The following is a 23,141-nucleotide window of genomic DNA, read 5'->3' on the forward strand; positions in this document are numbered from 1 at the left end:
CCGACCTGCACGAATGGCGTAACGACTTCCCCACTGTCTCAACCACAGGCCCGGCGAAATTGCAGTACGAGTAAAGATGCTCGTTACGCGCGGCAGGACGGAAAGACCCCGGGACCTTTACTATAGCTTGACATTGGTATCTGAATTTAATTGTGTAGGATAGGTGGGAGCCGGTGAAGCTCGGACGCCAGTTCGGGTGGAGGCGTTGTTGAAATACCACTCTGTTGGGTTTGGGTATCTAACTTGCGGCCCTGATCGGGTCGAGGGACAGTGTCTGGTGGGTAGTTTAACTGGGGCGGTTGCCTCCTAAAGGGTAACGGAGGCGCCCAAAGGTTCCCTCAGCCTGGTTGGCAATCAGGTGTTGAGTGTAAGTGCACAAGGGAGCTTGACTGTGAGACTGACGGGTCGAGCAGGGACGAAAGTCGGGACTAGTGATCCGGCACTTGCGTGTGGAAGCGGTGTCGCTCAACGGATAAAAGGTACCCCGGGGATAACAGGCTGATCTTCCCCAAGAGTCCATATCGACGGGATGGTTTGGCACCTCGATGTCGGCTCGTCGCATCCTGGGGCTGTAGCAGGTCCCAAGGGTTGGGCTGTTCGCCCATTAAAGCGGTACGCGAGCTGGGTTTAGAACGTCGTGAGACAGTTCGGTCCCTATCCGCCGTGCGCGTTGGATACTTGAGAAGGGCTGTCCCTAGTACGAGAGGACCGGGACGGACGAACCTCTGGTGTGCCAGTTGTTCTGCCAAGGGCACGGCTGGTTGGCTACGTTCGGAAGGGATAACCGCTGAAAGCATCTAAGCGGGAAGCTCGCTTCGAGATGAGGTATCCCACCACCTTGAGTGGGTAAGGCTCCCAGCTAGACGACTGGGTTGATAGGCCGGAAATGTAAGCACGGTAACGTGTTGAGTTGACCGGTACTAATAGGCCGAGGGCTTAACCACCCTAAATTTTCTGCTTGCGTCCACTGTGTGATTCACAGCAAACGAACAACCACCCCGGTTGTTCGGCCTCAAAAGGCCGGCACGGGTTGCTGGTTAGCGTTTCGCTGATAGTTGTTTCGGTGGTCATAGCGGTGGGGAAACGCCCGGTTACATTCCGAACCCGGTAGCTAAGCCCGCCAGCGCCGATGGTACTGCACTCGGGAGGGTGTGGGAGAGTAGGACGCCGCCGGACTCAACGTGACAGAAAGGCCCACCCCGAGCGGGGTGGGCCTTTCTTTTTGCCTGCAGAACGCCAGTAAGAGAGGCCGGCCCCGGACGGGACCGGCCTCGGCGAGCTGGGTCAGGACGGCAGGCCCAGGCGGCGCCAGTCGACGTACTTGAAGTTGGTGTTGGTACGGCCCTCGTCAGGGGTGTTCTCGCCGTCGTGGACGACCAGCAGACCCTTCGGGTAGCCGGGAAGAGCGACTGCCGTGGCTGCGGCCCCGTCGGAGTGCTGAACGCCGTCGGTGCGCGAGCCGTCAGTGACGGTGAAAACGGTCAGCGGCTTCGTCGTGCGACGGTCGTAGACGAAGAAGCGGTTGTCGCCCTGGCTGGAGACGATCAGGTAGCCGTCGCGCTTCCCGGTGGGGTAGATGGTCGCCCCCTCCACGTCGGCGTGGATACGGCCGCCGTAGCCGGGGTCGTTGGCGGTGTCGAGGACGCATTCCTCGGACTCCGGGTCGTAGGCGCCGGGGACGCCGAATTCGGCGACTTTCTCGACGATCCGCGGGACGCTGCTGAAGTGGCCACCCTTCATGTTGATGCGCCAGAGGGCGACATCCTCCTGGGCGGCGTAGAGAACGCCGGCCTCGGTGTCGACGACCATTCCTTCGACCTGCGGGTCCTCACCGGGTTCGGCGCACGGGCTCCAGGACGTGCCGTTGGGAAGGCGGAACTGGCGTGGAAGGTCGAGCGTGTCCGACGTACGGTAAGTGACTTTGCCGTTCTGTTCTTGCAAGCGGAAGATGCCCAGGCGGGTGCTGTGGCGGCGGCTGACAACCGCGTAGCGGTCATAGAGTGCCAGGCCGTAGCCGGTGGCCTGCTCCTCGACCTCGGCCTCGTCCTTGGAGAAGAGCAGCGGTACGTCGGCGGCGGTGATGTCGGTCAGGCCGGTCGGCTCGATCTGGTAGATGCGGAGCTTGTCGAGGCCACGGTCGGTCACCACGGCCACGTCCACCTTGCGCTTGCCCAGCTTGAAGCCGGTCAGCACGTCGACGTTGTTGAAGCGGCCACCATCCGGCGTCGCGATCGCCTGCACCTCGCGGCCGGCCAGGTCGTAGACGCGCAGACCGCCGTTCTTCGCGGTGCCGATGATCAGGCTGCGAGCCTTGTCCGCCTGGTTGATCCAGATGGCCGGGTCGTCCGCGTCGGCGTCGCCGCCCGCCTCGTCGTCGAAGAGCGACGGGGTCTCGACGCTGGCGGTGATCTCCCGGGCGGGACGCTCCGCAGCGTGCGCAGGGGCTGCGGCGAGCGTGGTCAGAGCGACTAGAGCGGCTAAGCCGGCAGTACGATGCATGACATCGGAGCGTTCCCGATCAACCTGACCGCCGGGTGGCCGACGCTTTAACAGCGAGCGCGCCACAAGGGGGAGGGTGCATGATGTCGGTGCGGAACCGGGGCCGGTACCCTGAGATCCGCTACATGGGCCGCTAGCTCAATGGCAGAGCTGTGGACTTTTAATCCATAGGTTCAGGGTTCGAGTCCCTGGCGGCCCACGGTCATGACTGGCCGGCGTTCGGTGATCCCGGGCGCCGGCCAGTTTTTTGTTGGTCCGGAGGCACTCTGTCGGGTTAAGCGGGAATGGTGAAGATTGCGGGCCGGGGGTTCTGGTCGGGTGGTGCTTACCGGCAATTCATTTCCCGGAGGTGTGTAAGCGCTGGTCACGGCAGGCCTGGCATGTCAGGGTCAGATGGGTCGCGCAGGGGCGGCCGGTCTAGATCGGAGAATGCTGGTGTCCGCGTACGAACCTGAACAGCTCGCGGCGGGGTTCCGATCCATGAGCATGCTGGCCAGCCTCGTGGATCGGGGTGGCCGGCCGGCGGCGATCAGTCCGACGGTCGCGCTGCGGGGCGGTGAGAAGCAGTACGGGTGGTTTCCGGTGGACGTGGCCGGCGTGGGACGGCGGCTTGCGGTGATCACGGATCGGCGGCTGATTCTCGGCAACGAGGAGTACCAGCTGCGGTCGATCGCGGCTCTGCGGCCCCGGCCGGAGGAGTGGCGGCTGGTCCTGGACGTGCGGGGGCTCAGCGAGCCGGTGACGGTCAGCGGGCCGTGGGTGCCGTGGCTGGGTGTGGTGATCTGTGCCGAGCTCTACAGCGCGGCCTGGCCGCCCGGATTCGCCCCGATGAGCATGATCCCGGCGCCGCGCCGGCAGGAGGACCGGGTCCTGGTGCGGATGCGCGCCCTGTAAGGGGCCTCAGTAGACCCAGACCCGGCTCTTGATCGGCAGGGCGTCGTTCTTCCACATCCAGTTCATCGCGGAGACGGAGACGCGGGCGCAACCGTGTGACGCCGGGTAGGGCGGCACGCTCGGGGCGCCGTGCACGGCGATGCCGCCGTTGAAGTACTTCGGGCGCCAGAGCAGGCCCAGCGGGGCGTCCCGCCAGCCGTCGATCTGCCGGCTCACCTTGAACTTGCCGCGCGGGGTGTCCGCCAGGTACGTCTGGCCCTCGTGCTCGTAGTAGTCGTTCGACCCGGTCGAGGTGTTGAAGATCTGCGTGATCTGCCCGCCGTCGACGAGGAGCAGCAGCTGACGCTTCAGGTCGATCTCGATCACCTTGCCGCTGGTGGATTTCGCCTTTGGGCGTACCCCTTCTTCCAGGGCCTTCCAGGTTTTCGGGCCGACCGTGCCGTCGCGGCCGATGCCGGCGGCCTTCTGCAACGCGTACACCGCCTGCTGGGTGGTGCCGCCGAACTTGCCGTCGGCCTTGCCGATCCAGTAGCCCAGCTCGGTGAGCCGGGTCTGGAGGGCGACGACCTCGGCGCCCTTGGCGCCGGACTTCAGCTTCTTCGGCTTCGCCGGCGGAGCGGTGGTGGGCGGCACGGAGGGGGCGGCGCTGGGCGCGGAAGGCACAGCCGAGGGCGTCACAGGTACGGAAGGGGGCCCGTCCGCGACCGGATCGGCTGTGTCGCAGCCCGCGGCGAAGGTCAGCACCGCCGCCGCGGCGAGCGTGTACGCCAGGATCCTCCGCACGTGTTCTCCCTCGCTGGTGGTCGGGCCATTGTAGGGACTCATTCACAACGATCCACGGCTGTTCGGTGATCGACCACTCGGCCGGGTGGACCGCCCGGGGAAACCGTCAAAAAGAGCCGAGTACCCTTTGGCTATGTCATGGAAGGCCAGCGCACGGCATGGCGTACGGGAGGCGCCCGGCGGATTCGCACTCGTGCAGGAGCTGCTGAACACCCGTGAGGTGATGGCGTACAGCCCGGATCTGCTGACCGGGACGGATGACGCGCAGTGGTGGGTGACCGACGCGCTGGGGATGTGGTCCCGGGTGTCCGGTCTGCCGGCGCCGACGCTGCTGCTCTCCACCGCCGATCTGCGTTCGCTGCGCCGCCTGCGGACCGCCTTCGAGAACGTGGTGCTGGCCGGGGCGAACGCCGGGCCGGCCGGTGCGCTGCCACCCGCCGACGTCCAGGTCAGCCTGGTCCCGGACGCGGCCGGCTGGGTGCGGGTGGTGCCGACCGGCCGGGGGATCCGCTGGCTGGCGTCGGCGCTGTGGGCCGAGGCGCTCCTGGCCCAGCAGGCCGGTCTCTGGCTGCGGCTCAAGCTCTGCCACAACGCGCACTGCCGGGCCGCCTTCTTCGACACCTCCCGGAACAACAGCGGGGTCTGGCACGACGTCAGCACCTGCGGAAACACGGCCAATCTGCGGGCCTTCCGGGAGCGGCGCCGGCTGTCCGGCAACAGCGGCAGCCAGCAGATCGGGCTGCTGCACTCGCCGGAACCGCACTGACCCGGCCGGGACAGCATTGATCTCCTGCCCGCCGGGAACTTCCGGGCGTCCCCGGGCGACTATGGGGACATGGGATGTGAGCGGTGGCGCGAGATGCTTTCCGCGCAGTTGGACGGCGAGGACGACCCGGCCCTGCGGCCGGCGGTCGACGAGCACCTGGCCGGTTGTGCCGGCTGCCGGGAGTGGCTGGACCGGGCGGCGGCGGTCAACCGGCTGACGCGTACCGGACCGGTGGCGACGGTGCCGGATCTGACCGCGGCGATCCTGGCCGCGCTCCCCGCGGCGTCGGAGAAGGCACCGGAGAAGGCACCGGAGGAACGTCCGCGGCGCTGGTGGCGGATTCCGGCGGCGGCCGTCCTTTACGTGGCGCTCGGCGTGGTCGGGACGGTGCAGCTCATCCTCGGTCTGACCCAGGTGGGTGGCGGCGCGAGCGCCGGGCACGCTCATCTCGGCCTGAGCGCGACGCCGGGGCATCTGTGGCACGAGTCGGCCGCCTGGAATGTCGCGGTCGGCGCCGGATACCTTTTCATCGCGCTGCGCCGGACCCGGCCGACCGGTCTGGTGCCGATGCTGACCGCGTTCGTCGCGATGCTCCTGCTGCTCTCGATCACCGATCTCACCGGCGGCCGGGTGGACGTCGCCCGGCTGGTCGGCCACGGCTTCGTGATCCTCGGCTATTTCCTGGTGGTGGCGCTGTCGCGGGGCGCCGGCGGAGTGGAACGCCCGCCCGGCTCCCGGATCGGCACCGGTTGGCGGGCACGGTTCGACCCGCCTGCCGATGACGTCGAGGAGGCGCCGCGCCCGGGGCTGCGGTTGCTCCCGCCGCCCGGCCCGCTGACCGCGTCGCACGACGAGCGCCGCGCGGCCTGATCAGCGGGGTGGCCGGACCGACAGCTCGCGCCACTCGTCGGGGCCGGCGAGCAGGGCGCGGACCATGTCGAGAGCAGCGTCCTCGCTGTCGTACTCGAAGAAGTGCGAGGCGCCGTCGGAACCGCCGGCGCGCTGCTCGACATACCACTGGTCGCCGCTGGTTCGTAGGTACACGTCCTTTCGGGCGAGACGTCCCCACTTACCGTTCCACCAGTGCTTACGCTGCTCCATCCCGGCAGCGTATCGAACATTTGTTCGAACGGTGCCGGGAGGGCAGATCTTTTTGGCGGCGTGTCAGCGCGGGGGCTGCTGGTGCCGCCCGAGCACCTCGTCGAGAGCGCTGTTGGAGACCTGGTGACCCTGGCCGCGGAGCAGCGCGTCGCGGATCTCGGTGAGCAGCTTGACCTCCTCGCTGGGTGCCTTCGGCGGCGGCTCCTCGCCGCGGCGGCGGCGCTCGGCCAGCTTGTTCAGCGGGAAGACCACGAGGAAGTAGAGGACGGCGGCCGTCAGCGCGAAGGTGATGAGGGCGTTGATGAACGACGCGTAGTCGAACTTGACGCCGTTCACGTCCCACATGCCGGCGCCGAGGCCCTTACCGCCACCCATCAGCTGGATCAGGGGCTTCAGGAAGGCGTTGGTGAAGCTGGTCACCACCGTGGTGAAGGCAGCGCCGATCACGACGCCGACCGCGAGGTCGACGACGTTGCCACGCATGATGAAGTCTTTGAAACCTTGGAGCATCTTGCTCACGGGCACTCCCGGGGGCCGAATGTCGTCGTCCGGCAACGGGTGCCCGCCGCCGGTCGGCGACAAACTACGCCGACCGGTCGGCCTGTGAACAGCGAGGCTCAGTCGAGCGCGGGCTCCTCGGCGGTGACTGCCTCGTCCACCGTCGGGTAGGTGTGCAGCACCTCGACCAGACCACTCACCTCGAGGATCCGCAGCACACCGCGCTGCGGCGCGGCCAGCCGCACGGTGCCGCCGGCGTCGTCGGTGCTGTTCTTGGCCCGGACGAAGACCGACAGCCCGGTGGAGTCGCAGAACGACACCTCGGCAAGGTCGAAGATCAGCCGGGTCCGCCCCTTCTCGAGCAGATCACTGATCTGATCCTGCAGCTGGGGGGCGGTGGCCATGTCGAGCTCGCCCGCGACCGACACGACAACCATGTCGCCGCGCTGTTCCGTTTGTACCGTCAGGGACATTCGCCGACCTCCAGTTATTGCTGAACGGTACTCCACGTACCGGGGGATGCGCAGAACAGGGCAAAGCTTGGCGGTGTCCATTAGTTGGTCTACAGCAAGTAACGGACGCCCTGATGGTAAAGTCCGGCCGTTGCGCACGGATCGGGTGGTTGGGGAGGCAGCGATGCCGCTGAGTCCGGACGAGGCGAGTCGCTTCGCTGACCTGCTCAAGGGTCACGCGGAGCCGCTTGCGGCCCGCTGGGCGGAATTGGTCGCCACGAGCCTACGGGGCCGGCTGAGTAGTGCCGAGCTCCAACGGCAGACTGTCGACCTGCAGAAGGGCTTCCTACAGGCACTTTCCGCCGGAGCGGTGGAGGTGAGCGACGAGGCGGCCGCCGAGTTGCGTGCCCAGTTGAGCGAGCTCTCCAGCAACCGTGCGCGGCAGGGGTTCAGCGCCACCGAGACGGCGGTCAGCGTGTTCGCGTTCAAGGACGCGACGCTCGACATCCTCGGTGAGCACACCGACGCGACCACGCTTCGGGATTTCGTGGCGTTCTCCACCTTCGTGGACCGGGCCGCGCTGTTCACCTTCGACAGCTACGTACAGGTACGTGAGTCGCTCATCGCCGACCAGGCCGAGCAGCTGCTCGAGCTCTCCACCCCGGTGGTGAAGCTGTGGGAGGGCGTGGTGGCCGTGCCGCTGGTCGGCACGCTCGACTCGGCACGCGCGCAGGTGGTGATGGAGCGGCTGCTGCAGACGCTGGTCGACACCGGCTCGCCGTACGCGATCATCGACATCACCGGTGTGCCGGCGGTGGACACCCAGGTGGCGCAGCACATCCTGAAGACCGTGGTGGCCGCCCGGCTGATGGGCGCCGACTGCATCATCTCCGGCATCCGGCCGCAGATCGCGCAGACCATCGTGGCGCTCGGCATCGAGTTCGGGGACATCGCAACCAAGGCCTCGCTCGCCGACGCGCTGCGTCACGTCCTCAGCAAGAACGGCAGCCGGATCTCCGCGGCCAAACGGCCGGAGCGCTGACGTGGAGCGGGTGCCGGTCCTGAAGATCGGTGACATCCTCCTGGTCTCCATCCAGATCGACATGGAGGACCAGGTCGCGCTCCAGCTGCAGGAGGACCTGGCTGAGCGGATCGTGGCGACCGGCTGCCACGGCGTGATCATCGACATCAGCGCGCTCGACATCGTGGACTCGTTCGTCGGCCGTACGCTGGCCACCATCGCCTCGGTCTCCCGCGTGCTGGACGCCGAGACCGTCGTGGTCGGCATGCGCCCGGCCGTGGCGATCACCCTGGTCGAACTGGGCCTCTCGCTGCCCGGCATCCGGACGGCACTCAACGTCGAGCTGGGCATCGAGATGCTCGCCCGCGACCGTGACGACGACGACCTGGACGACGACGAGGATGAGGCCGACGCGGCAGCGGTAACCACGCCGTGAACGACGAGAGCCAGCGCCTTCCCGTCTCGAGTGACCAGGACGTCGTTCGTGTCCGGCAGCTGGTGCGTACGGTCGCGGTCGCGGTGAAGCTGTCCCTGGTGGATCAGACGAAGCTCGTCACCGCCGCGAGTGAACTGGCTCGCAACACACTGGTCTACGGCGGTGGTGGCACGGTGGAGGTGAGCCGGGTCCGCAACGAGCGGCGGGCCGGCATCCGGATCGTCTTCGCCGACCAGGGTCCCGGCATCGCCGACCTGGATCTGGCCTTGACCGACGGCTACACCACCGGCGGCGGCCTGGGGCTCGGGCTGAGTGGCGCGCGTCGCCTGGTCGACGAGTTCGCCATCGACACCGAGGTGGGTAAGGGAACGACCATTACCGTTGTCAAGTGGTGCCGATGAGCGGAGGCACGGTGGCGTCGCTGCCCGAGGGGCTCCTGGACGGTGGGGTCTGGTTCCGGGTGGAGGAAGCCAGCTCGGCGTCGGCCGTACGCCGGGCGGCCGAACGCCTCGCCGCCGCGCTGGCGATGCCGGAGAAGCGGGTGGCGGATCTGTCGATCGTCGCCGCCGAGGCTGCCGGCAACCTGGTCAAGCACGCTGATCAGGGCACCATTCTGGTCCGGGCGGTGCGGACCACCGAGCAGGCCGGTGTCGAGCTGATCGTGGTCGACAGCGGACCCGGGATGGCTGACGTCCAGCGGGCGATCGGCGACGGGCACTCCACTGCGGGCACGCTCGGGATAGGGCTCGGCGCGATCCTGCGCCAGGCCAGCCGGTGGGATCTGCACTCGGTGCCGGGCAAGGGGACCGTCCTGGCCGTGCAGGTGTGGCCGGCCGAGGTCCCGGAGCCGGAGTGGGCGGCAGGTCTGACCCGGCCGCTCACCGGCGAGACGGTCAGCGGTGACGCGTACGCGGTCCGGGAGATCGCCGACCGCCGGCAGATCCTGGTCTGCGACGGCCTGGGCCACGGCGGGCTGGCCGCGGCCGCTGCGCAGGAGGCGGTACGCGCATTCCGGAAGGCGCCACCCGGTCCGCCCGCGGTGCTGGTGGAGGCGCTGCACCGGGCTCTCGGGCACACCCGCGGCGCCGCGCTCGCGGTCGCCGAGCTGGACAGTGCGGCCGGCCTGGTCCGCTACGCCGGCCTGGGCAACATCTCCGGCACGGTGTTCGGGGTGGACGGCACGCGGCGCGGCATGATCTCGATGCCCGGCATTGCCGGCCATCAGCGGCGTCAGGTCCGGGAGTACGACTACCCGCTCGCCCCCGACGCGCTCGTGGTGATGCACACCGACGGCGTCGTGGACCGCTGGACCCCGGCGGGGTATCCGGGTCTGTTCACCCGATCGCCTGAAGTGATCGCCGCCACTGTCTTGCGCGACGCGGGCACCCGGCGCGACGATGCCGGCGTGCTGGTGGCCAGGTCGTCGTCGTGACCGCCGCGCCGTTGATGAAAATGCGCCTGCGGGTGGAGCAGGACATCTTCGTGGTACGGCAACTGGGCCGGGAGGTCGCCCGCGCGGTAGGAATGGAGTCACAGGACCAGACCCGGATGGCGACGGCGCTCAGTGAGGTGGGCCGCGTGTTGCTCGCCGCAGGGCGGCACGCCGATGTGGCGTTCACCGTCGAGCCGTACGGGGTACCAAGTCTGCAGGTGACTTTGACGCATTCCGCGCCCGGCGAGGCGGTTCGGCTGGCTGAGCAGTTGCAGCAGGTCGGCCGCCTGGTCGACACGATGGAGGTCGACGATGGTGGTACCGGAACGGTTGTCCGGATGGCTCGGCGGTTGCCGCCGGGTGCACCCCGGCTGACCCCCGGTCGCATGGAGGAGATCCGTGCCGGGTTGGCTCAGCACGTGCCCGGCAGTCCTCTGGACGAGCTGGCGGTGCAGAACCAGCAGCTCATCGCCGCACTTGACGAGGTGCGGGCACAACGCGACGACCTGGCCCGGCTCAACGCCGAGCTGGAGGAGACCAACCGCGGGGTGATGGCTCTCTATCACCAGCTCTCCGAGGAGCTGGAGGAGACGAACCGCGGGGTGGTCGCGCTCTACGCCGAGCTGGACGAGAAGTCGGTGCAGCTGCGCGCGGCGAGCGAGGCGAAGAGCCGGTTCCTGGCCAACGTCAGCCACGAGCTGCGGGCGCCGGTCACCGCGATCATCGGGCTGGGGAGGTTGCTCACCGACTCGGCTTCGGACGAGCTGACCGCCGAGCAGCGCCGCCAGGTGGAGCTGATCCGTACCTCGGCGAGTGACCTGCTCACCCTGGTGAACGGTCTGCTCGACCTGGCCAAGGCGGAGGCCGGCCGGATCGAGCCGAACTGGTCCGACGTGGACCTCAAGGCGATGTTCGGGCAGCTGCGCGGGACGTTGCGCCCACTGGCCACCCGGCCCGAGGTGGACTTCGTGGTCGAGGACCCGGCTGTGCCGGTGCTGCGCAGCGACGAGGTGCTGCTCGCCCAGGTGCTGCGCAACCTGCTGACCAATGCGATCAAGTTCACCGAGTCCGGCACGGTGCGGTTGAGTGCGGGGATCGCCGGGGACGACGTCGAGTTCGTGGTCGCCGACACCGGAACGGGCATCCCGCCGGAGCTGCACGAGCGGATCTTCGAGGAGTTCTATCAGGTGCCCGGGAGCAAGCCGGTGAGCGGCAAGGGCACCGGGCTCGGTCTGCCCTACGCCCGCCGGCTGGCCGGCATTCTCGGCGGTGGCCTGCGGGTCGACTCGGTGCCCGGTGAGGGCAGCACATTCACCCTTCGCTTGCCGGCCGAGGCCTCATGAAGAACGTGCAGCCCTCGGCGCGAGCCACCGTACTGGTCGTCGATGACAGCGCGACGAAACGGTACCTGCTGGTCAGCTGGCTGACCCGGGCCGGTTTCACGGTGCTGGAGGCGGAGACCGGCGGGGAGGCGCTGACCAAACTGCTCGAGTTCGAGACGGACCTCGTCGTTCTGGACGTGAAACTGCCGGACATGAGCGGTTTCGAGGTCTGCGAGCGGATCAAGACCGATCAACGGTACGGCGTACTGCCGGTCGTGCACGTCTCCGCGCACGCGGTGGATGTGGGTGACCGTACCCAGGGTCTGAACCGCGGGGCGGACGCGTACCTGGTGGAGCCGATCGAGCCGGACGAGCTCATCGCGACCGCGCAGGCCGTGCTCCGCTATTACCGCGCCCGGCAGCGGGCCGAACTGCTCGCCGAGCGGATGGTCCGGCTGGCCGAGACCACGCTGGCGATCAACTCGGCCCCAACCCTGACCACGCTGCTCGCGGCGGCCGCCGAGGGCGCCCGCGACATCTTCGGCGGGCCGGTCGTGGTGGTCGCGGAGACCTCGGAGGGCGAGAGCCTGGCGGCGGTCGGCAAACCCGCATCGGTACGCCCGTGGGCGGTCCCGGTCCACCGGGTGGCGGTGGGTTCGCTGGTGCGCACCGACGACGCGGCGGACTGGGACGTGACGGAGTGGCCGGCCGACGAGGCGGTGGCGGTGGCGGCGGCACGGCTGCGCGCGGACCGGCCGCCGGTCTACGTGGTGGCACCGGGTAGCACGCAGACGCCGGGCTTCCCGGTGTTGCGGCAGCTCTCCCAGGCGGTCGCGGCGGCGGTCGAGGCCCAGCGGTCCTTCGACGAGGAGCACCGGATCGCGGTTACTCTGCAGCGCAGCCTGTTGCAGTCGCGGCTGCCCGAGGTCCCGGGCGTGGAGCAGGCCGTCCTGTATGAGCCGGCCGGCGCGCAGACCGAGGTGGGCGGCGACTTCTACGAGCTGACCGTGCTGAACGACCAGTTGCTGGTGGCGATCGGGGACGTGGCCGGGCACTCGTTGCACGCGGCGACGGTGATGGCGGAACTGCGGCACGCGGTCCGCGCCTACGCCGTCGAGGGGCACCCGCCGGGCGCTGTTCTGGAGCTGGTCAACCGCTTCATGCGTACCGTGCTGCCGTCGGACTCCGCGACCCTCTGCCTGCTCACGCTCGATCCGGCGACCGGCCGGATCCGGATGGCCGGCGCCGGCCACCTGCCGCCGCTGATGCATGTCGACGGTGAGGTGCGGTTCCTGGAACCGCGCGGCCCGCTGCTCGGCCTGGACGCGCCGCGCCGGGCCGAACTGGAGCTGACCCTGCCGCCGGGCGGCACGCTCGTGCTTTACACCGACGGGCTGATCGAGCGCCGGGACGCGGACATCGACGTGGGGCTGGCCGCGCTGGCCGCCTGCGCTGCCGAGGTGGAGGACGACCTCGACGCGTTCTGCCGTCGGCTGCTCACCCAGCTCGCCGGTGCCGGCGAGCAGGCGGACGACATCGCGGTCGTCGCGCTGCGCCGCACCGCCTGACTCTCGCGGATCCATCGACCGGCCTCCTTGACGGCGGCTATTCACTCAGTGAATAGTAGCGGCCATGTCCACCGCACACGTCCTGCTGGGTCTGCTCGCCGCCGGGCCACGGCACGGCTACGACCTCAAACGAGCGCACGACGAGCGCCTGCCCCAGGCCAAACCGCTGGCGTACGGGCAGGTCTACTCCACGCTCGGCCGCCTGGAGCGGGACGGTTTCGTCGAGCAGTCCGGGCAGGACCAGGAGGGCGGCCCGGAGCGTACGTCGTACGTGCTGACCGAAGCCGGCCGGACCCGGCTCGACGACTGGCTCACCGAGGTCGAGCCGCCGGCGCCCCACGTGACCAGCGCGCTGTTCAGCCGGGTGGTCGTCGCGCTGCTGGCGGCCGACGCCGACCGGGCCCGGGCGTACCTGACCTCGCAACGGGCCGCGCACATGACCCGGCTGCGCGAGCTGACCTCGATCAAGACCACCCCTGGCGCCACCGTCGGCGACGTGATCGCCGCCGACTACGCCATCGGGCACCTCGACGCCGACCTGCGCTGGTTGCAGACCACGCTGGCCCGGGTCGCCGACCTACAGAAGGAAGTGACGGCATGACGTTGCTTACTGGCACGGGGATCACCAAGAGCTACGGCAACACACCGGCACTGCGCGGGGTCGACATCACGGTCGGGGAGGGCGAGATCGTCGCCGTCACCGGGCCGAGCGGCTGCGGCAAGTCCACGCTGCTGCACTGTCTGGCCGGCATCCTGCGGGCCGACGACGGCGAGATCCGCTATCGGGACCAGGACATCGGGCTCTGGTCCGAGACAGCCCGGTCGCGGTTGCGGCGTACCGATTTCGGGGTGCTGTTCCAGTTCGGGCAGATGGTGCCCGAACTGACCGCCGCGGAGAACGTCGCCCTCCCGTTGCTTCTCGCCGGTTCGGGGCGGCGAGAAGCACGGGCGGCGGCGCTCGTCTGGCTGGACCGGTTCGGGGTGGCCGACCTGGCCGACAAGCGGCCCGGGGCGATGTCCGGCGGGCAGCAGCAGCGTTGCGCGGTCGCCCGGGCGCTGGTCACCGAGCCACGGGTGGTCTTCGCCGACGAGCCGACCGGCGCGCTGGACCAGCTCAACGGGGAACAGGTGCTGGCCGCGATGGTCCAGGCGGTGCGCGAGCAGGGCACGGCGGTCGTGCTGGTCACGCATGAGGCGCCGATCGCGGCGTACGCGGACCGGGAGATCGTGCTCCGCGACGGTGCCATCGACCCGACCGGCCTCGGAGTGACGCCGTGAAGCCGTCCACCCTGGTCCGGCTCAGCCTGGCCGGGAACCGTACCGATCGGCTGCGGACTGTGCTGACGGCCGGGAGTGCGGCGCTGGCCGCGCTGGCGTTGCTGGCGGCCGCGACGGTCGCGTCGATCCGGGGCGGCGAGTGGATCGACGATCCGGACGGCATGCGGGTCATGGGCCCGGGCGCCGACTACTCGAACGCGCTGCTGGCCGAGGCCGGTCTGCGCCCCGGAGTGATCTTCATGCTGGTCATGCTCGCCCTGCCGGTGCTGGCGCTGGCCGGGCAGTGCATCCGGCTGGGTGCGCCGGCCCGGGACCGGCGGCTCGCCGCGCTCCGGCTGGGCGGGGCGACACCCGGGCAGGCGGTCCTGATCGCCGGGGCCGAGACCGCGGCGGCCGCGCTGCTCGGCTCGATCGCCGGCTTCGCCGTCTTCCTCGGGCTTCGGGAACTGCTCGACTTCCGCAACGGTCAGGGCCAGTTGGTGCTCCCGGTGGATGTCCTGCCGAACCCGGTTCTCATCGTCGTCGCCCTGCTGCTGGTGCCGCTGCTGGCCGGCGGGATCGGGGTGCTGCTGATGCGCCGCGTGGTGATCACCCCGCTGGGCGTGGTCCGGCGGAACCGGGAGGACGGGCCGGGACCAGGGCCGGGCCTGCTCATCGCGGTCGGGCTGCCGCTGTTCGTGTTGCCGAAATTCCTTCCGTCGAGCGTCCAGCTGCCGGACTGGGCGCCGCTCGCCTTCATGGGCGTCGGAGTGCTGCTCGTGATGCTCGGCGTGGTGCTGGGCACCGGGTGGATCTCGTACACGTCGGGGCGGCTGCTGCGCCGGTACGGCCGGGGTGCGGCGACGCTGCTCGCCGGTGGCCGGTTGATGACCGATCCGTGGAACGGGAGCCGGACGCTCGCTGCCCTGCTGGGCGCGGTCGTGGTCGGGGCCGGGACGCTGGGCTACTGGGCGCAGCTCGCGACCGAGTTCCGGGCGGCAGAGCAGTACAACGCCATGATCGACCCGAATGCGACGTCGTCGATCGGCTTCGCCAGCGACAACGAGTTCTACTTCGGCGCGTTGCGGCTGATCATGATCGCGGTGATCCTGGCGATGGTGGTCGCCGCGGCCGGGGTGCTGGTCGCGTTCGTCGAGGGGATCGTGGCGCGGCGACGGGCGTACGCGGCACTGACCGCCACCGGGGTGCCGCGCCGGACCCTGCGACAGGTGCTGCTCTGGCACACCTTCGTGCCGCTCGTGCCGGCCGTGCTGCTGGCCCTCGTCTCCGGCGCGGCGCTGTTCCGGCTGGTCGGCACCGAGGTGCGGCACGGCGGCCCGCGCGAGGAGTGCATCGATCCGATGGCGGACTACGCCACCTGCGCCAAGCAGACGTTCGTCGACCCGCTGCTCGTGGTGCCGATCCCGATCCCGCTGCAGCAACTCCTCCTGCTCGGCGGGGGCGCGCTGCTGGCGATGCTCATCGTGGTCGGGATCGGGGCGATGGTGCTGCGGTCCAGCACCGATCTCGAGGAATTGCGGGTGGGGTGAGGCTCAGCGCCCGCATCCGCCCGGATGCGGGCGCTTCGGCCCGGTGTTGCAGGTGGTCGCTTGGGGAAGCGGGGACTTCTCGTCGTGCGTACTCTCAAACGGTCTTGATGGTGTCCAAGATCCACGCGACGTTGAAGGCCTCTTCCTTCCAGGAGTCGTAGCGGCCGCTGGGGCCGCCGTGGCCGGCGCCCATCTCGGTCTTGAGCAGGTAATCGCCCTCGGGGGCGACCGCGCGCAGGCGCGCGACCCACTTGGTGGGCTCGTGGTACAGCACGCGGGTGTCGTTGAGGCTGGTCACCGCAAGAATCTTGGGGTACGCCTGCTTCGTGACGTTTTCATACGGGCTGTAGGACTTCATGTAGCTGTAGACCTCGGCTGATTCGAGCGGGTTGCCCCACTCCTCCCACTCGGTGACGGTGAGTGGCAGGCTCGGGTCCAGGATCGAGGTGAGCGGGTCCACGAACGGGACCTCGGCCAGGATGCCGGCGAACGACTCCGGCGCCAGGTTGGCGACCGCGCCCATCAGCAGGCCGCCGGCCGAACCGCCGCGGGCGACCAGCCGGTCCGCCGAGGTCCACCGGCTGCGGACCAGGGCCTTCCCGCAGGCGACGAAATCGGTGAAGGTGTTCTTCTTCGCCAGCATCTTGCCGGTCTCGTACCAGCGGCGGCCGAGCTCGCCACCACCGCGGACGTGCGCGATCGCGAAGACCACGCCGCGGTCGAGCAGGCTCAGCCGGGCGATCGAGAAGTACGGATCGATGGAGTGCTCGTAGGAGCCGTATCCGTAGAGCACGGCGGGCGCGGAACCGTCCCGCGGGGTGCCCTTGCGCGCCACGATCGAGATCGGCACGCGAACACCGTCCTCGGCGGTCGCCCACTCCCGGAACTGCTCGTAGTCGGCCGGATCGTAACCGCCGAGCACCGGCTTCTGCTTACGCAGCGTCATGGCTCGGCTGATCAGGTCGACGTCGTACACCGACTCGGGGGTGACCAGCGAGGTGTAGCTGATCCGGACGGACGTGGTCTCGTACTCCGGGTTGCCGGCCAGGTGGACGCTGTAGAGCGGCTCCGGGAACGACATGTCGTAGGCGTCGGTGCTGCCGTCGGTGATCACGCGCAGGCCGGTCAGCCCGTCTCGGCGCAGCGACACCACGATGTGCCGGGCGAAGGCGTCGACCGACTCGAGCCGGGTGCCCGGCTGGTGCGGGATCAGCTCGATCCACTCGCCCGGGTTGTCGACCGAGGTGCAGGACAGCGCGAAGTCCTCGGCGTCCAGGTTGTGCAGGATCAGGAACCGGTGGCCGTGGTGCTCCACCGAATACTCCACGCCCTGACGGCGCTCGGCGATCAGGGCCGGCTCGGCGGTGGGGTGGTCGGCGGGGATGACGCGTACCTCAGAGGTGATCTTGCTGTGCGCGTCGATCACGATGAACTTCTCGCTGCGGCTCAGGTCGACACCGACCCAGAACCGCTCGTCCGCCTCCTCGTAGACGACGGTGTCCTCGGTGCTGCCGATCGTGTGCCGCCACACCCGGTTGGGCCGCCAGGCCTCGTCGACCGTGATGTAGAACAGCGTGCCCGCGTCGGCGGACCAGGCGCTGCCGTAGAACGTGTCCTTCACCTCGTCGGCCAGCACCTCGCCGGTCCGCAGGTTCTTCACCCGCAGCGTGAAGCGTTCGTCGCCGGCGAAATCGGTGGAGAAGGCGAGCCAGTCGCCGTCCGGGCTGACGTCGAACGTGCCCAGCGCGAAGAACTCCTTGCCCTCGGCCAGCTCGTTGCCGTCGAGCAGGATCTCCTCGCCCGGCTTCTCCCCGTCGAGCGGGGGCGCGGTCTCGCCCGGGCGCACCGGGACGCGGCAGTGGATCCCGTACTGCTTGCCCTCGACGGTTCGCGTGTAATACCAGTACTCACCCTTGCGGCTGGGCACCGACAGATCGGTCTCCTGGGTCCGGTTCTTGATCTCCTGGAAGATCGTCTCGCGGAGCCCCTCGAGATGCGCGGTCGCCTGCTCTGTCCAGGCGTTCTCCGCCTTCAGGTGGGCGATGGTCGCGGGATCGTCTTTGTCCATCAGCCAGGCGAACTCGTCGGTGACCGTGTCGCCGTGGAACGTGCGCTCGGTGGGGGCCTGACGAGCAGTGGGTGGGCCGTCAATCGTCACCGGAGACACGTTACCGGCCGATTGGTCCGCGATGAGTTTCTTACACACGTCGACCTCCCTCATTCGAACATGTGTACGATGTGCCAGAGTGGACGATCTTCAATGATCTTCTTTGTGGGCGTCTTGTGTTCGGCTCTTGATCCAGCTCGTGCTCTGGCTCTTGCTCGGGCTCTTGTTCCGCTTCTGTTCCGGTTCCTGGGGAGGCTTCGGACGTGGGTGATTCCCTTCTCGACGCGCTCGAGGACATCTGTGGGCCTGGATTCGCGCGCCCGGCGCGCTCCACCGATCAGGTGTCCGGCCGACGGGCCGGATTCGTCGCGGAGCCGGCCACAGCACGCTCGGTCGCCGAGACGTTGCGGCTTGCGGCCGACCGCGGGCTGAGCTTCCTGCCGCGCGGTTCCGGCAGCAAAATCGATTGGGGTACGCCGCGCCAGGCCATCGAACTCATCGTCGACACGGCGCGACTCAACGGGATGTGGAACCACGACGGCTCGACGGCTGTCATCGCGGCCGGGACGCCGGTTGCCGCGGTGCAGGCGGCTCTCGCTCTGCGCGGGCAGCGCCTCGCCGTCGACCCGCCGTCGGCCAAGGCGACCATCGGGGGGATGCTCGCGGTCAACGAGTCCGGGCCGCTGCGGCACCGCTACGGGAGCCCGGCCACGCAGACGCTGAGCATTGATTTCGTGGATGCGGCCGGGGTGGAGGGCTCATCCGACGGGGAGGACGGGCGGCCCGGCATCGCGGACATCGACGGGGTGATCACCTCGGCGGTGCTCCGGCTCGAGCCGCAGCCCGCGGCGCGGCGCTGGGTCGGCCGGGCGGTCTCCACGCCGACCGAGGCCAGCGAGCTGGCCGCCTGGGTGGTGGCGCGGGAGCTGGAGCCGAGCGCCATCGAGGTGGACCTGCCGGGCCGCGACGGCGCGATGCTCGCCATGCTGCTGGAGGGCGAGGTCGACGTGGTCAACCAGGTCGCCGACGAGGTCGTCCGGGAGTGGGGCGGCGACACGGTGATCGCGCCGGTGGCGCCGCCCTGGTGGGGGCGGTATCCGTTCGGCGGTGGCGACGTCGTGCTGCGCATCGCGGCGCGGCCGCGTGACCTGCAGGCGGTGGCCTATGCCCTGCGGGACAGCGCTGGTGCGCCGGTGCCGCTTCGGGGGTCGGCCGGGGTGGGGACCTTCCACGCGGTGCTGCCGCGAGGCCTCAGCGCGGTGCGGGTGAACGAGATCGTCGCCAGCATGGAGCAGGTCCTGCTGGCCCGGCGCGGCCGGGTTGCGGTGCTGACCGCGCCGCCGGAGCTGGCGTCGGAGATCGAGATGGCCGGCCCGCGGGAGCTGTTCTAGACGGCTGGCCCGCGGGAGCTGTTCTGGATGTCTGGCCCGCGGGAGCTGTTCTGGATGGCCGGCCCGCGGGAGCGGTTCTTGACGGCTGGCCCGCGGGAGCTGTTCTGGACGGCCGGCCCGCGGGAGCGGTTTCGGAGGCTCAGCTGGGCGTCGGGCCGGGTGGTTTGTCAGCTTCAGCCGAAGGATGGGATGCGGGTTACGGCCTCGGATGCGAGGTGGCGGCCGATGCGGGCTACGTCGCCGACTGCGTAGGTGAGGTAGGCGAACTGGCCCACTTCGCGGACGCCCGTGAGGATCAGGTCGTCGACCGGGACACGGCGGCGTAGCAGCGGGATGCCTTCACCGAGGATGGCCGGGGCGATGCCGAGGATGATCTCGTCGAGCAGACCCTCGGCGACGAACTGGCTGACGAGGTCGCCTCCGCCGGCCAGCCAGACGTTCTTGCCCTGGGCGGCTACCAGCATCGCCTCATGCACCCGGCGGACGTCGCCGCTGATCATGAAGACGTTGGCGTCCTCGACCGGGGGCAGGTCGCGGTGGGTGAAGACCCAGCACGGTACGTCGCCGTACATGTCGTGCCAGTTCTGCGGTTCCTCGAGGAGGTTGTCGTTCTCCAGGACCCACTCATAGGTCCGTGCGCCCATGGCGAACGCGCCGACGCCGTCGAAGAACTCGCCGAACGGGTTCTCGGTGCCTTCATCGACTTCGAACAGCCAGTCCAGCGAGTTCCTCGTGTCGGCGGTGAAGCCGTCGATGCTGGTGGCGGTGTAGTACTGCGTCTTCGCCATGCCAACACCATGCCATGCGAGAGCTGACAAAAAGGGCGGATCGATCAGGACCATGAGCCCGATTCGGAACTTCGGGTGCGTCCCGCAGCCGGCCGCCAACGACGAGGCAGGCGCCGAGGGAACAGCGCGCCCGGGGTTGTTGACGAGCGAGGCGTAGGTGAGGCGCGGCCGGGGCGGAGAGCAGGGCGGGACTTGGGCCGCTGGGTAGTCAGGCCCCGGCAGTGAGCGAGACCCGGGCTGCTGGATCCAACAGCGCTGGGTGGCGAACGGGACTTGAGGCGGCCGGGCCGGGTAGTGGCGACGGGTGGCGGGTGGCCGGGTGTTGCCGGTCGGCGCCGGGGTGCGGCGGGCGTGGCTGAGTTGGGACGGGGAGGGTGGGACCCGGCGGCGGATTGAGGTGGGTGGTTACTTGGGGCCGGTGACCTCGTAGGTGAGGTAGGCGAACTGGCCGACTGGGTGGGCGGCGGTCAAGGTCAGGCGGGAGGAGGTCAAGCGGCGTGGAAGGAGAGGGGCGCCGCGGCCCAGGGTTACCGGAGCTACGCCGAGGATCAGCTCGTCCAGGAGGCCCTGATCGGCGAACTGGCCGGCCAGGTCGCCGCCGCCGATGATCCAGATGTTTTTGTCGCGGGCGGCTGCGGTCATCAAGCGGTGCACGGGGGCCACGTCGCCCTGGACGAAGTGGAGGTTGGCGCCGGGGATGGCCGGCAGTGAGCGATGGGTGAAGATCCAGGCTGGGGTGTCTCCATACGGCCCCAGCCAGGCCTCGGGGTTCTCCAGTGCCTTCTCATGGTCGACGATCCACTGATAGGTCGTCGAGCCCATGGCCACGGCGCCCACGCCGGCGAAGAAGCCGGTGAACGGGTCGGCGTCGCCCTGCGGGACCTCGAAGAGCCAGTCCAGTGAGTTGTGCTCGTCGGCGATGAAGCCGTCGACGGTGGTCGCGGTGTAGTACTGCGTCTTCATGCCCGCGACCCTGCCACCACCCTCTGACATTTCCCGGCGGCCGCGCAGGGGGTCGGAAGTAAGGCGCCGGGTGGCCAGCCTTTGGCCGGAACGTGGCCGCGCTGGGAGTAGGGCGCCGGCGGCCCGGTGGGGGTGGAACGTGGCCGCGCTGAGGCCGGACCGGGGGCGGTGGCCGCGCTAGATGGGAAGTAGCGCGAATGACGGCCACGCTGGGGCAAACCTGCGAAGTAGAGCCAAACTCAAGCCCAGTTCGTACGCTTATGCGTCGTTGCGCAGAACCAGAATGGCGATGTCGTCCCGAGGCTCCTCCACCGAGAAATTGATCGTGGTGGAGCGCAACCGCGCAGCCATCACATCAGCGGGATATCCCGCGAGCGGTGCGCAGGCCTCCCGCAGCCGGCCGGAGCCGAAGAGCTCCCGCCCACGCCGGCGCTCAGTGACGCCGTCGGTGTAGAAGATGAGCGAGTCCCCAGGCCCCAGCGTGACCGCCACGTCCGGGCTGGTGATCGTTTCCAGCAGGCCGAGCGCGGTCCCGCCCTCGCCCACGAAGCCGGTCTTGCCGTCGGCGCGGACGAGCACGGCGCGGTCGTGGCCGGCCAGGTGGAGGCAGACGTTGAGCTGGTTGTCGCCCTTGCGGGTGACCGAGGCCATGGCGAGTGTGCAGTATCTGCCACCACCACGCTGTACGAGCGTCCGGTTGACCCGCCACAGGATCTCGCTGAGCGTCTTGCCGTCGTCGACCAGGATCCGGATCACGTCGCGGACCAGGCCGGTCACGGTCGCCGCCTGGACGCCCTTGCCGGAGACGTCGCCGACCACGACCAGCCACTGTTCCTCGCCGAACGGGACCACGTCGTAGAAGTCGCCGCCCACCTCGGAGCCGGTCGGCACGTACTCCGCGGCGAAGCCGATGCCGTCGACGTGCGGCAACGCGGGTGGGAGCAGGGAGGCCTGGAGCGTACGCGCGACCGTACGCCGCTCATCATGGATCCGTGCGTTGTCGATGGCGAGCGCCGCTCGCCGGGCCACGTCCTCCAGGACCGCGACCTCGTCCGCATCATGCCGGTGTTTCGGGTGCCGGCCGACGGCGAGCGTGCCCAGCCGGGTCCCCCGGGCCACCAGCGGCACCGCGTATCCCTCCAGCGGCGCCCCGAACATCACCTGGGTGCCCAGCCGGGACGCCTCCTCGAGCCGGGCCAGGATCGACTCCGGACCCGCCTCGGCGAGGGACGCGTGCAACTGGGCCAGCGCCGACTCCTCGGCATGGGTGGCGGCTGCGAGCTGGAGCCGGCCCCAGGCGTCGGTGGTGTGCACCGCGCACCACTGGCCGAGCCGGGGCACCACCAGCTGCGGGATGAGGGCCATGGTCAGGTTGACGTCGAGGGACTGCGCGAGCAGCTCGCTGGCCTCGGCCAGGAAGGTGATCCAGGTCTGCCGGCGGACGTCGGCGCGGCGGAGCCGGTCGTTCTCCAGGTGCAGCGAGAACCGTTCGGCGACCATGGCGGCCAGCGACTGGGCGTAGCCGACGGGGGCGGCGTCGAGTTCGAGCTCTCCGGAGTAGGGCCGGTGGGTGCTCAGCGGCACCCGGATGATGTCGGCGTTGTCGCGCGGTGCCCGGCCGTACCGGGCCAGCAGCTGCCGTCCCATGCCGTCGCCGCGGTCCAGCCGCACCACGCCGCCGGCCGCGCCGGTCAGCCGGGCCAGCCGGGAGAGCAGGTCGGTGGCGAGGTCGGCGAGTCCCTCGTCGGAGTGCCGGTCCGAGCCGCTGCGGAGCAGGCCGGTGAGCGCGCCGAGGCTCGGGGTCTCGGACTGGGCCGGCACGCGGACGACCGGCCCGCCCGGACCGTCCTGCCGCTGGTCGAGGCGGAACCACACGCCCTTGCCGTCGCCCTCGTGCACGGTGCCCCACCGGCTGGCGAAGTGGTCGACCAGCAGCAGGCCGCGGCCGCGCTCGGCGACCTCACCGATGTCGGCGGTCTCGTTGCGGGGGCCGACGGCGAGTTGCTCCACCGGGCCGGGCGCGAAGTCGGTGACCGTGACGGTCAGTCCGCCCGGGTCGGCCGTGACCTCGATCTCCAGGTCGGTGTTGGCGTGCACCACCGCGTTCGTGGAGAGCTCAGTGGTCAGCAGCAGTGCCTCGTTGAGCAGGCTGACCAGACCGGTTTCCTCGAGCACGGAACGGACCAGCGCGCGGGCTGCCGCGGGGGTCCGCCGATCGTTGGGCAACCTGGTGCGGCGCACCATGGTCTCGGACTGAGCCCCTGATGGGATGCTCGTCCTGGTTCCGACCTCGGCTGGCACCCATGCATCCTC

22 protein-coding genes, 1 tRNA gene and 2 rRNA genes (1 of these 25 only partly in view) are annotated in these 23,141 nt (G+C 69.5%); 16 read left to right on the forward strand and 9 right to left on the reverse strand.

Going from position 1 to position 23,141, the window contains the following annotated elements; genetic code table 11:
* Together OHA21_RS40305 and rrf are read left to right on the forward strand one after the other, a co-directional pair.
* Nucleotides 1-944 (forward strand): 23S ribosomal RNA (locus OHA21_RS40305); it begins 2,166 nt to the left of the window's first position.
* A gap of 115 nt (nt 945-1,059) precedes the next feature.
* Nucleotides 1,060-1,176 (forward strand): 5S ribosomal RNA (rrf, locus tag OHA21_RS40310).
* A 108-nt stretch (nt 1,177-1,284) separates the two neighbouring features.
* On the opposite strand, the gene OHA21_RS40315 is transcribed toward rrf, so the two are convergent.
* Nucleotides 1,285-2,565, reverse strand: coding sequence for a phytase (locus tag OHA21_RS40315; protein ID WP_328464272.1), 1,281 nt, complete (start codon nt 2,563-2,565; stop codon nt 1,285-1,287).
* Between the two features lie 61 nt (nt 2,566-2,626).
* Here OHA21_RS40315 and OHA21_RS40320 point away from each other — a divergent pair.
* Nucleotides 2,627-2,698, forward strand: a tRNA-Lys gene (locus OHA21_RS40320).
* Nucleotides 2,699-2,979: 281 nt separating this feature from the next.
* Nucleotides 2,980-3,393: a hypothetical protein gene (locus OHA21_RS40325; protein ID WP_328464274.1), complete on the forward strand. Its 414-nt coding sequence runs from the start codon at nt 2,980-2,982 to the stop codon at nt 3,391-3,393.
* 6 nt (nt 3,394-3,399) lie between these two features.
* Here the strand turns inward: OHA21_RS40325 and OHA21_RS40330 are convergent, their stop codons facing one another.
* Nucleotides 3,400-4,176: a L,D-transpeptidase family protein gene (locus OHA21_RS40330; protein ID WP_328464276.1), complete on the reverse strand. Its 777-nt coding sequence runs from the start codon at nt 4,174-4,176 to the stop codon at nt 3,400-3,402.
* 133 nt (nt 4,177-4,309) lie between these two features.
* On the opposite strand from OHA21_RS40330, the gene OHA21_RS40335 reads away from it, so the two are divergent.
* Together OHA21_RS40335 and OHA21_RS40340 are read left to right on the forward strand one after the other, a co-directional pair.
* Nucleotides 4,310-4,942, forward strand: coding sequence for a CGNR zinc finger domain-containing protein (locus OHA21_RS40335; protein ID WP_328464278.1), 633 nt, complete (start codon nt 4,310-4,312; stop codon nt 4,940-4,942).
* 69 nt (nt 4,943-5,011) lie between these two features.
* Nucleotides 5,012-5,812 (forward strand): zf-HC2 domain-containing protein, encoded by an 801-nt coding sequence (locus OHA21_RS40340; protein WP_328464280.1) that lies wholly within the window; start codon nt 5,012-5,014, stop codon nt 5,810-5,812.
* Here the strand turns inward: OHA21_RS40340 and OHA21_RS40345 are convergent, their stop codons facing one another.
* The 3 genes from OHA21_RS40345 to OHA21_RS40355 all read right to left on the reverse strand — a co-directional run bounded on the left by OHA21_RS40345 (nt 5,813) and on the right by OHA21_RS40355 (nt 7,014).
* Nucleotides 5,813-6,043, reverse strand: coding sequence for a hypothetical protein (locus OHA21_RS40345; RefSeq protein WP_328464282.1), 231 nt, complete (start codon nt 6,041-6,043; stop codon nt 5,813-5,815).
* Between the two features lie 63 nt (nt 6,044-6,106).
* Nucleotides 6,107-6,553, reverse strand: coding sequence for a large conductance mechanosensitive channel protein MscL (mscL, locus tag OHA21_RS40350; protein ID WP_328478847.1), 447 nt, complete (start codon nt 6,551-6,553; stop codon nt 6,107-6,109).
* A gap of 107 nt (nt 6,554-6,660) precedes the next feature.
* On the reverse strand, nt 6,661-7,014 hold the full coding sequence (locus OHA21_RS40355) for an STAS domain-containing protein (RefSeq protein WP_014440286.1): 354 nt from the start codon (nt 7,012-7,014) through the stop codon (nt 6,661-6,663).
* Between the two features lie 163 nt (nt 7,015-7,177).
* Between OHA21_RS40355 and OHA21_RS40360 the strand changes: the two genes are divergently transcribed.
* The 9 genes from OHA21_RS40360 (at nt 7,178) to OHA21_RS40400 (ending at nt 15,579) form a co-directional block, all read left to right on the forward strand.
* On the forward strand, nt 7,178-8,035 hold the full coding sequence (locus tag OHA21_RS40360) for an STAS domain-containing protein (RefSeq protein WP_328464285.1): 858 nt from the start codon (nt 7,178-7,180) through the stop codon (nt 8,033-8,035).
* A 1-nt stretch (nt 8,036) separates the two neighbouring features.
* Nucleotides 8,037-8,450, forward strand: coding sequence for an STAS domain-containing protein (locus tag OHA21_RS40365; RefSeq protein ID WP_328464287.1), 414 nt, complete (start codon nt 8,037-8,039; stop codon nt 8,448-8,450).
* Nucleotides 8,447-8,851 carry an ATP-binding protein gene (locus tag OHA21_RS40370; RefSeq protein WP_328464289.1) on the forward strand — a complete coding sequence of 135 codons (405 nt, stop codon included), beginning with the start codon at nt 8,447-8,449 and terminating at the stop codon, nt 8,849-8,851. The genes OHA21_RS40365 and OHA21_RS40370 overlap by 4 nt, the downstream gene beginning before the upstream one ends.
* Nucleotides 8,848-9,882 (forward strand): SpoIIE family protein phosphatase, encoded by a 1,035-nt coding sequence (locus OHA21_RS40375; RefSeq protein WP_328464291.1) that lies wholly within the window; start codon nt 8,848-8,850, stop codon nt 9,880-9,882. The genes OHA21_RS40370 and OHA21_RS40375 overlap by 4 nt, the downstream gene beginning before the upstream one ends.
* Nucleotides 9,883-9,902: 20 nt before the next feature.
* The gene (locus OHA21_RS40380) at nt 9,903-11,225 is read left to right on the forward strand and encodes a sensor histidine kinase (RefSeq protein WP_328478849.1); all 1,323 of its coding nucleotides are present in this window, start codon (nt 9,903-9,905) and stop codon (nt 11,223-11,225) included.
* Nucleotides 11,222-12,772, forward strand: coding sequence for a fused response regulator/phosphatase (locus OHA21_RS40385; RefSeq protein ID WP_328464293.1), 1,551 nt, complete (start codon nt 11,222-11,224; stop codon nt 12,770-12,772). The genes OHA21_RS40380 and OHA21_RS40385 overlap by 4 nt, the downstream gene beginning before the upstream one ends.
* Before the next feature lie 64 nt (nt 12,773-12,836).
* The gene (locus OHA21_RS40390; RefSeq protein WP_328464295.1) at nt 12,837-13,373 is read left to right on the forward strand and encodes a PadR family transcriptional regulator; all 537 of its coding nucleotides are present in this window, start codon (nt 12,837-12,839) and stop codon (nt 13,371-13,373) included.
* Nucleotides 13,370-14,050, forward strand: a complete 681-nt coding sequence (locus OHA21_RS40395; RefSeq protein ID WP_328464297.1) for an ABC transporter ATP-binding protein — start codon at nt 13,370-13,372, stop codon at nt 14,048-14,050. The genes OHA21_RS40390 and OHA21_RS40395 overlap by 4 nt, the downstream gene beginning before the upstream one ends.
* On the forward strand, nt 14,047-15,579 hold the full coding sequence (locus OHA21_RS40400) for an FtsX-like permease family protein (RefSeq protein WP_328464299.1): 1,533 nt from the start codon (nt 14,047-14,049) through the stop codon (nt 15,577-15,579). Before OHA21_RS40395 ends, OHA21_RS40400 begins: the two co-directional genes overlap by 4 nt.
* A 94-nt stretch (nt 15,580-15,673) precedes the next feature.
* Here OHA21_RS40400 and OHA21_RS40405 read toward each other — a convergent pair whose 3' ends face one another.
* A complete protein-coding gene (locus tag OHA21_RS40405) occupies nt 15,674-17,737 on the reverse strand; it encodes a S9 family peptidase (RefSeq protein ID WP_328464301.1) in 2,064 nt (687 codons plus the stop codon).
* Nucleotides 17,738-17,949: 212 nt separating this feature from the next.
* On the opposite strand from OHA21_RS40405, the gene OHA21_RS40410 reads away from it, so the two are divergent.
* The gene (locus tag OHA21_RS40410) at nt 17,950-19,077 is read left to right on the forward strand and encodes an FAD-binding oxidoreductase (protein WP_328464303.1); all 1,128 of its coding nucleotides are present in this window, start codon (nt 17,950-17,952) and stop codon (nt 19,075-19,077) included.
* Nucleotides 19,078-19,250: 173 nt separating this feature from the next.
* On the opposite strand, the gene OHA21_RS40415 is transcribed toward OHA21_RS40410, so the two are convergent.
* The 3 genes from OHA21_RS40415 to OHA21_RS40425 all read right to left on the reverse strand — a co-directional run bounded on the left by OHA21_RS40415 (nt 19,251) and on the right by OHA21_RS40425 (nt 23,129).
* A complete protein-coding gene (locus OHA21_RS40415; protein WP_328464305.1) occupies nt 19,251-19,865 on the reverse strand; it encodes a dihydrofolate reductase family protein in 615 nt (204 codons plus the stop codon).
* 405 nt (nt 19,866-20,270) lie between these two features.
* On the reverse strand, nt 20,271-20,828 hold the full coding sequence (locus tag OHA21_RS40420; protein WP_328464307.1) for a dihydrofolate reductase family protein: 558 nt from the start codon (nt 20,826-20,828) through the stop codon (nt 20,271-20,273).
* A 258-nt stretch (nt 20,829-21,086) separates the two neighbouring features.
* Nucleotides 21,087-23,129, reverse strand: a complete 2,043-nt coding sequence (locus OHA21_RS40425; protein ID WP_442874981.1) for a SpoIIE family protein phosphatase — start codon at nt 23,127-23,129, stop codon at nt 21,087-21,089.
* Nucleotides 23,130-23,141 lie beyond the last annotated feature (12 nt).

It is taken from the genome of Actinoplanes sp. NBC_00393, assembly GCF_036053395.1.
Lineage (GTDB): Bacteria > Actinomycetota > Actinomycetes > Mycobacteriales > Micromonosporaceae > Actinoplanes.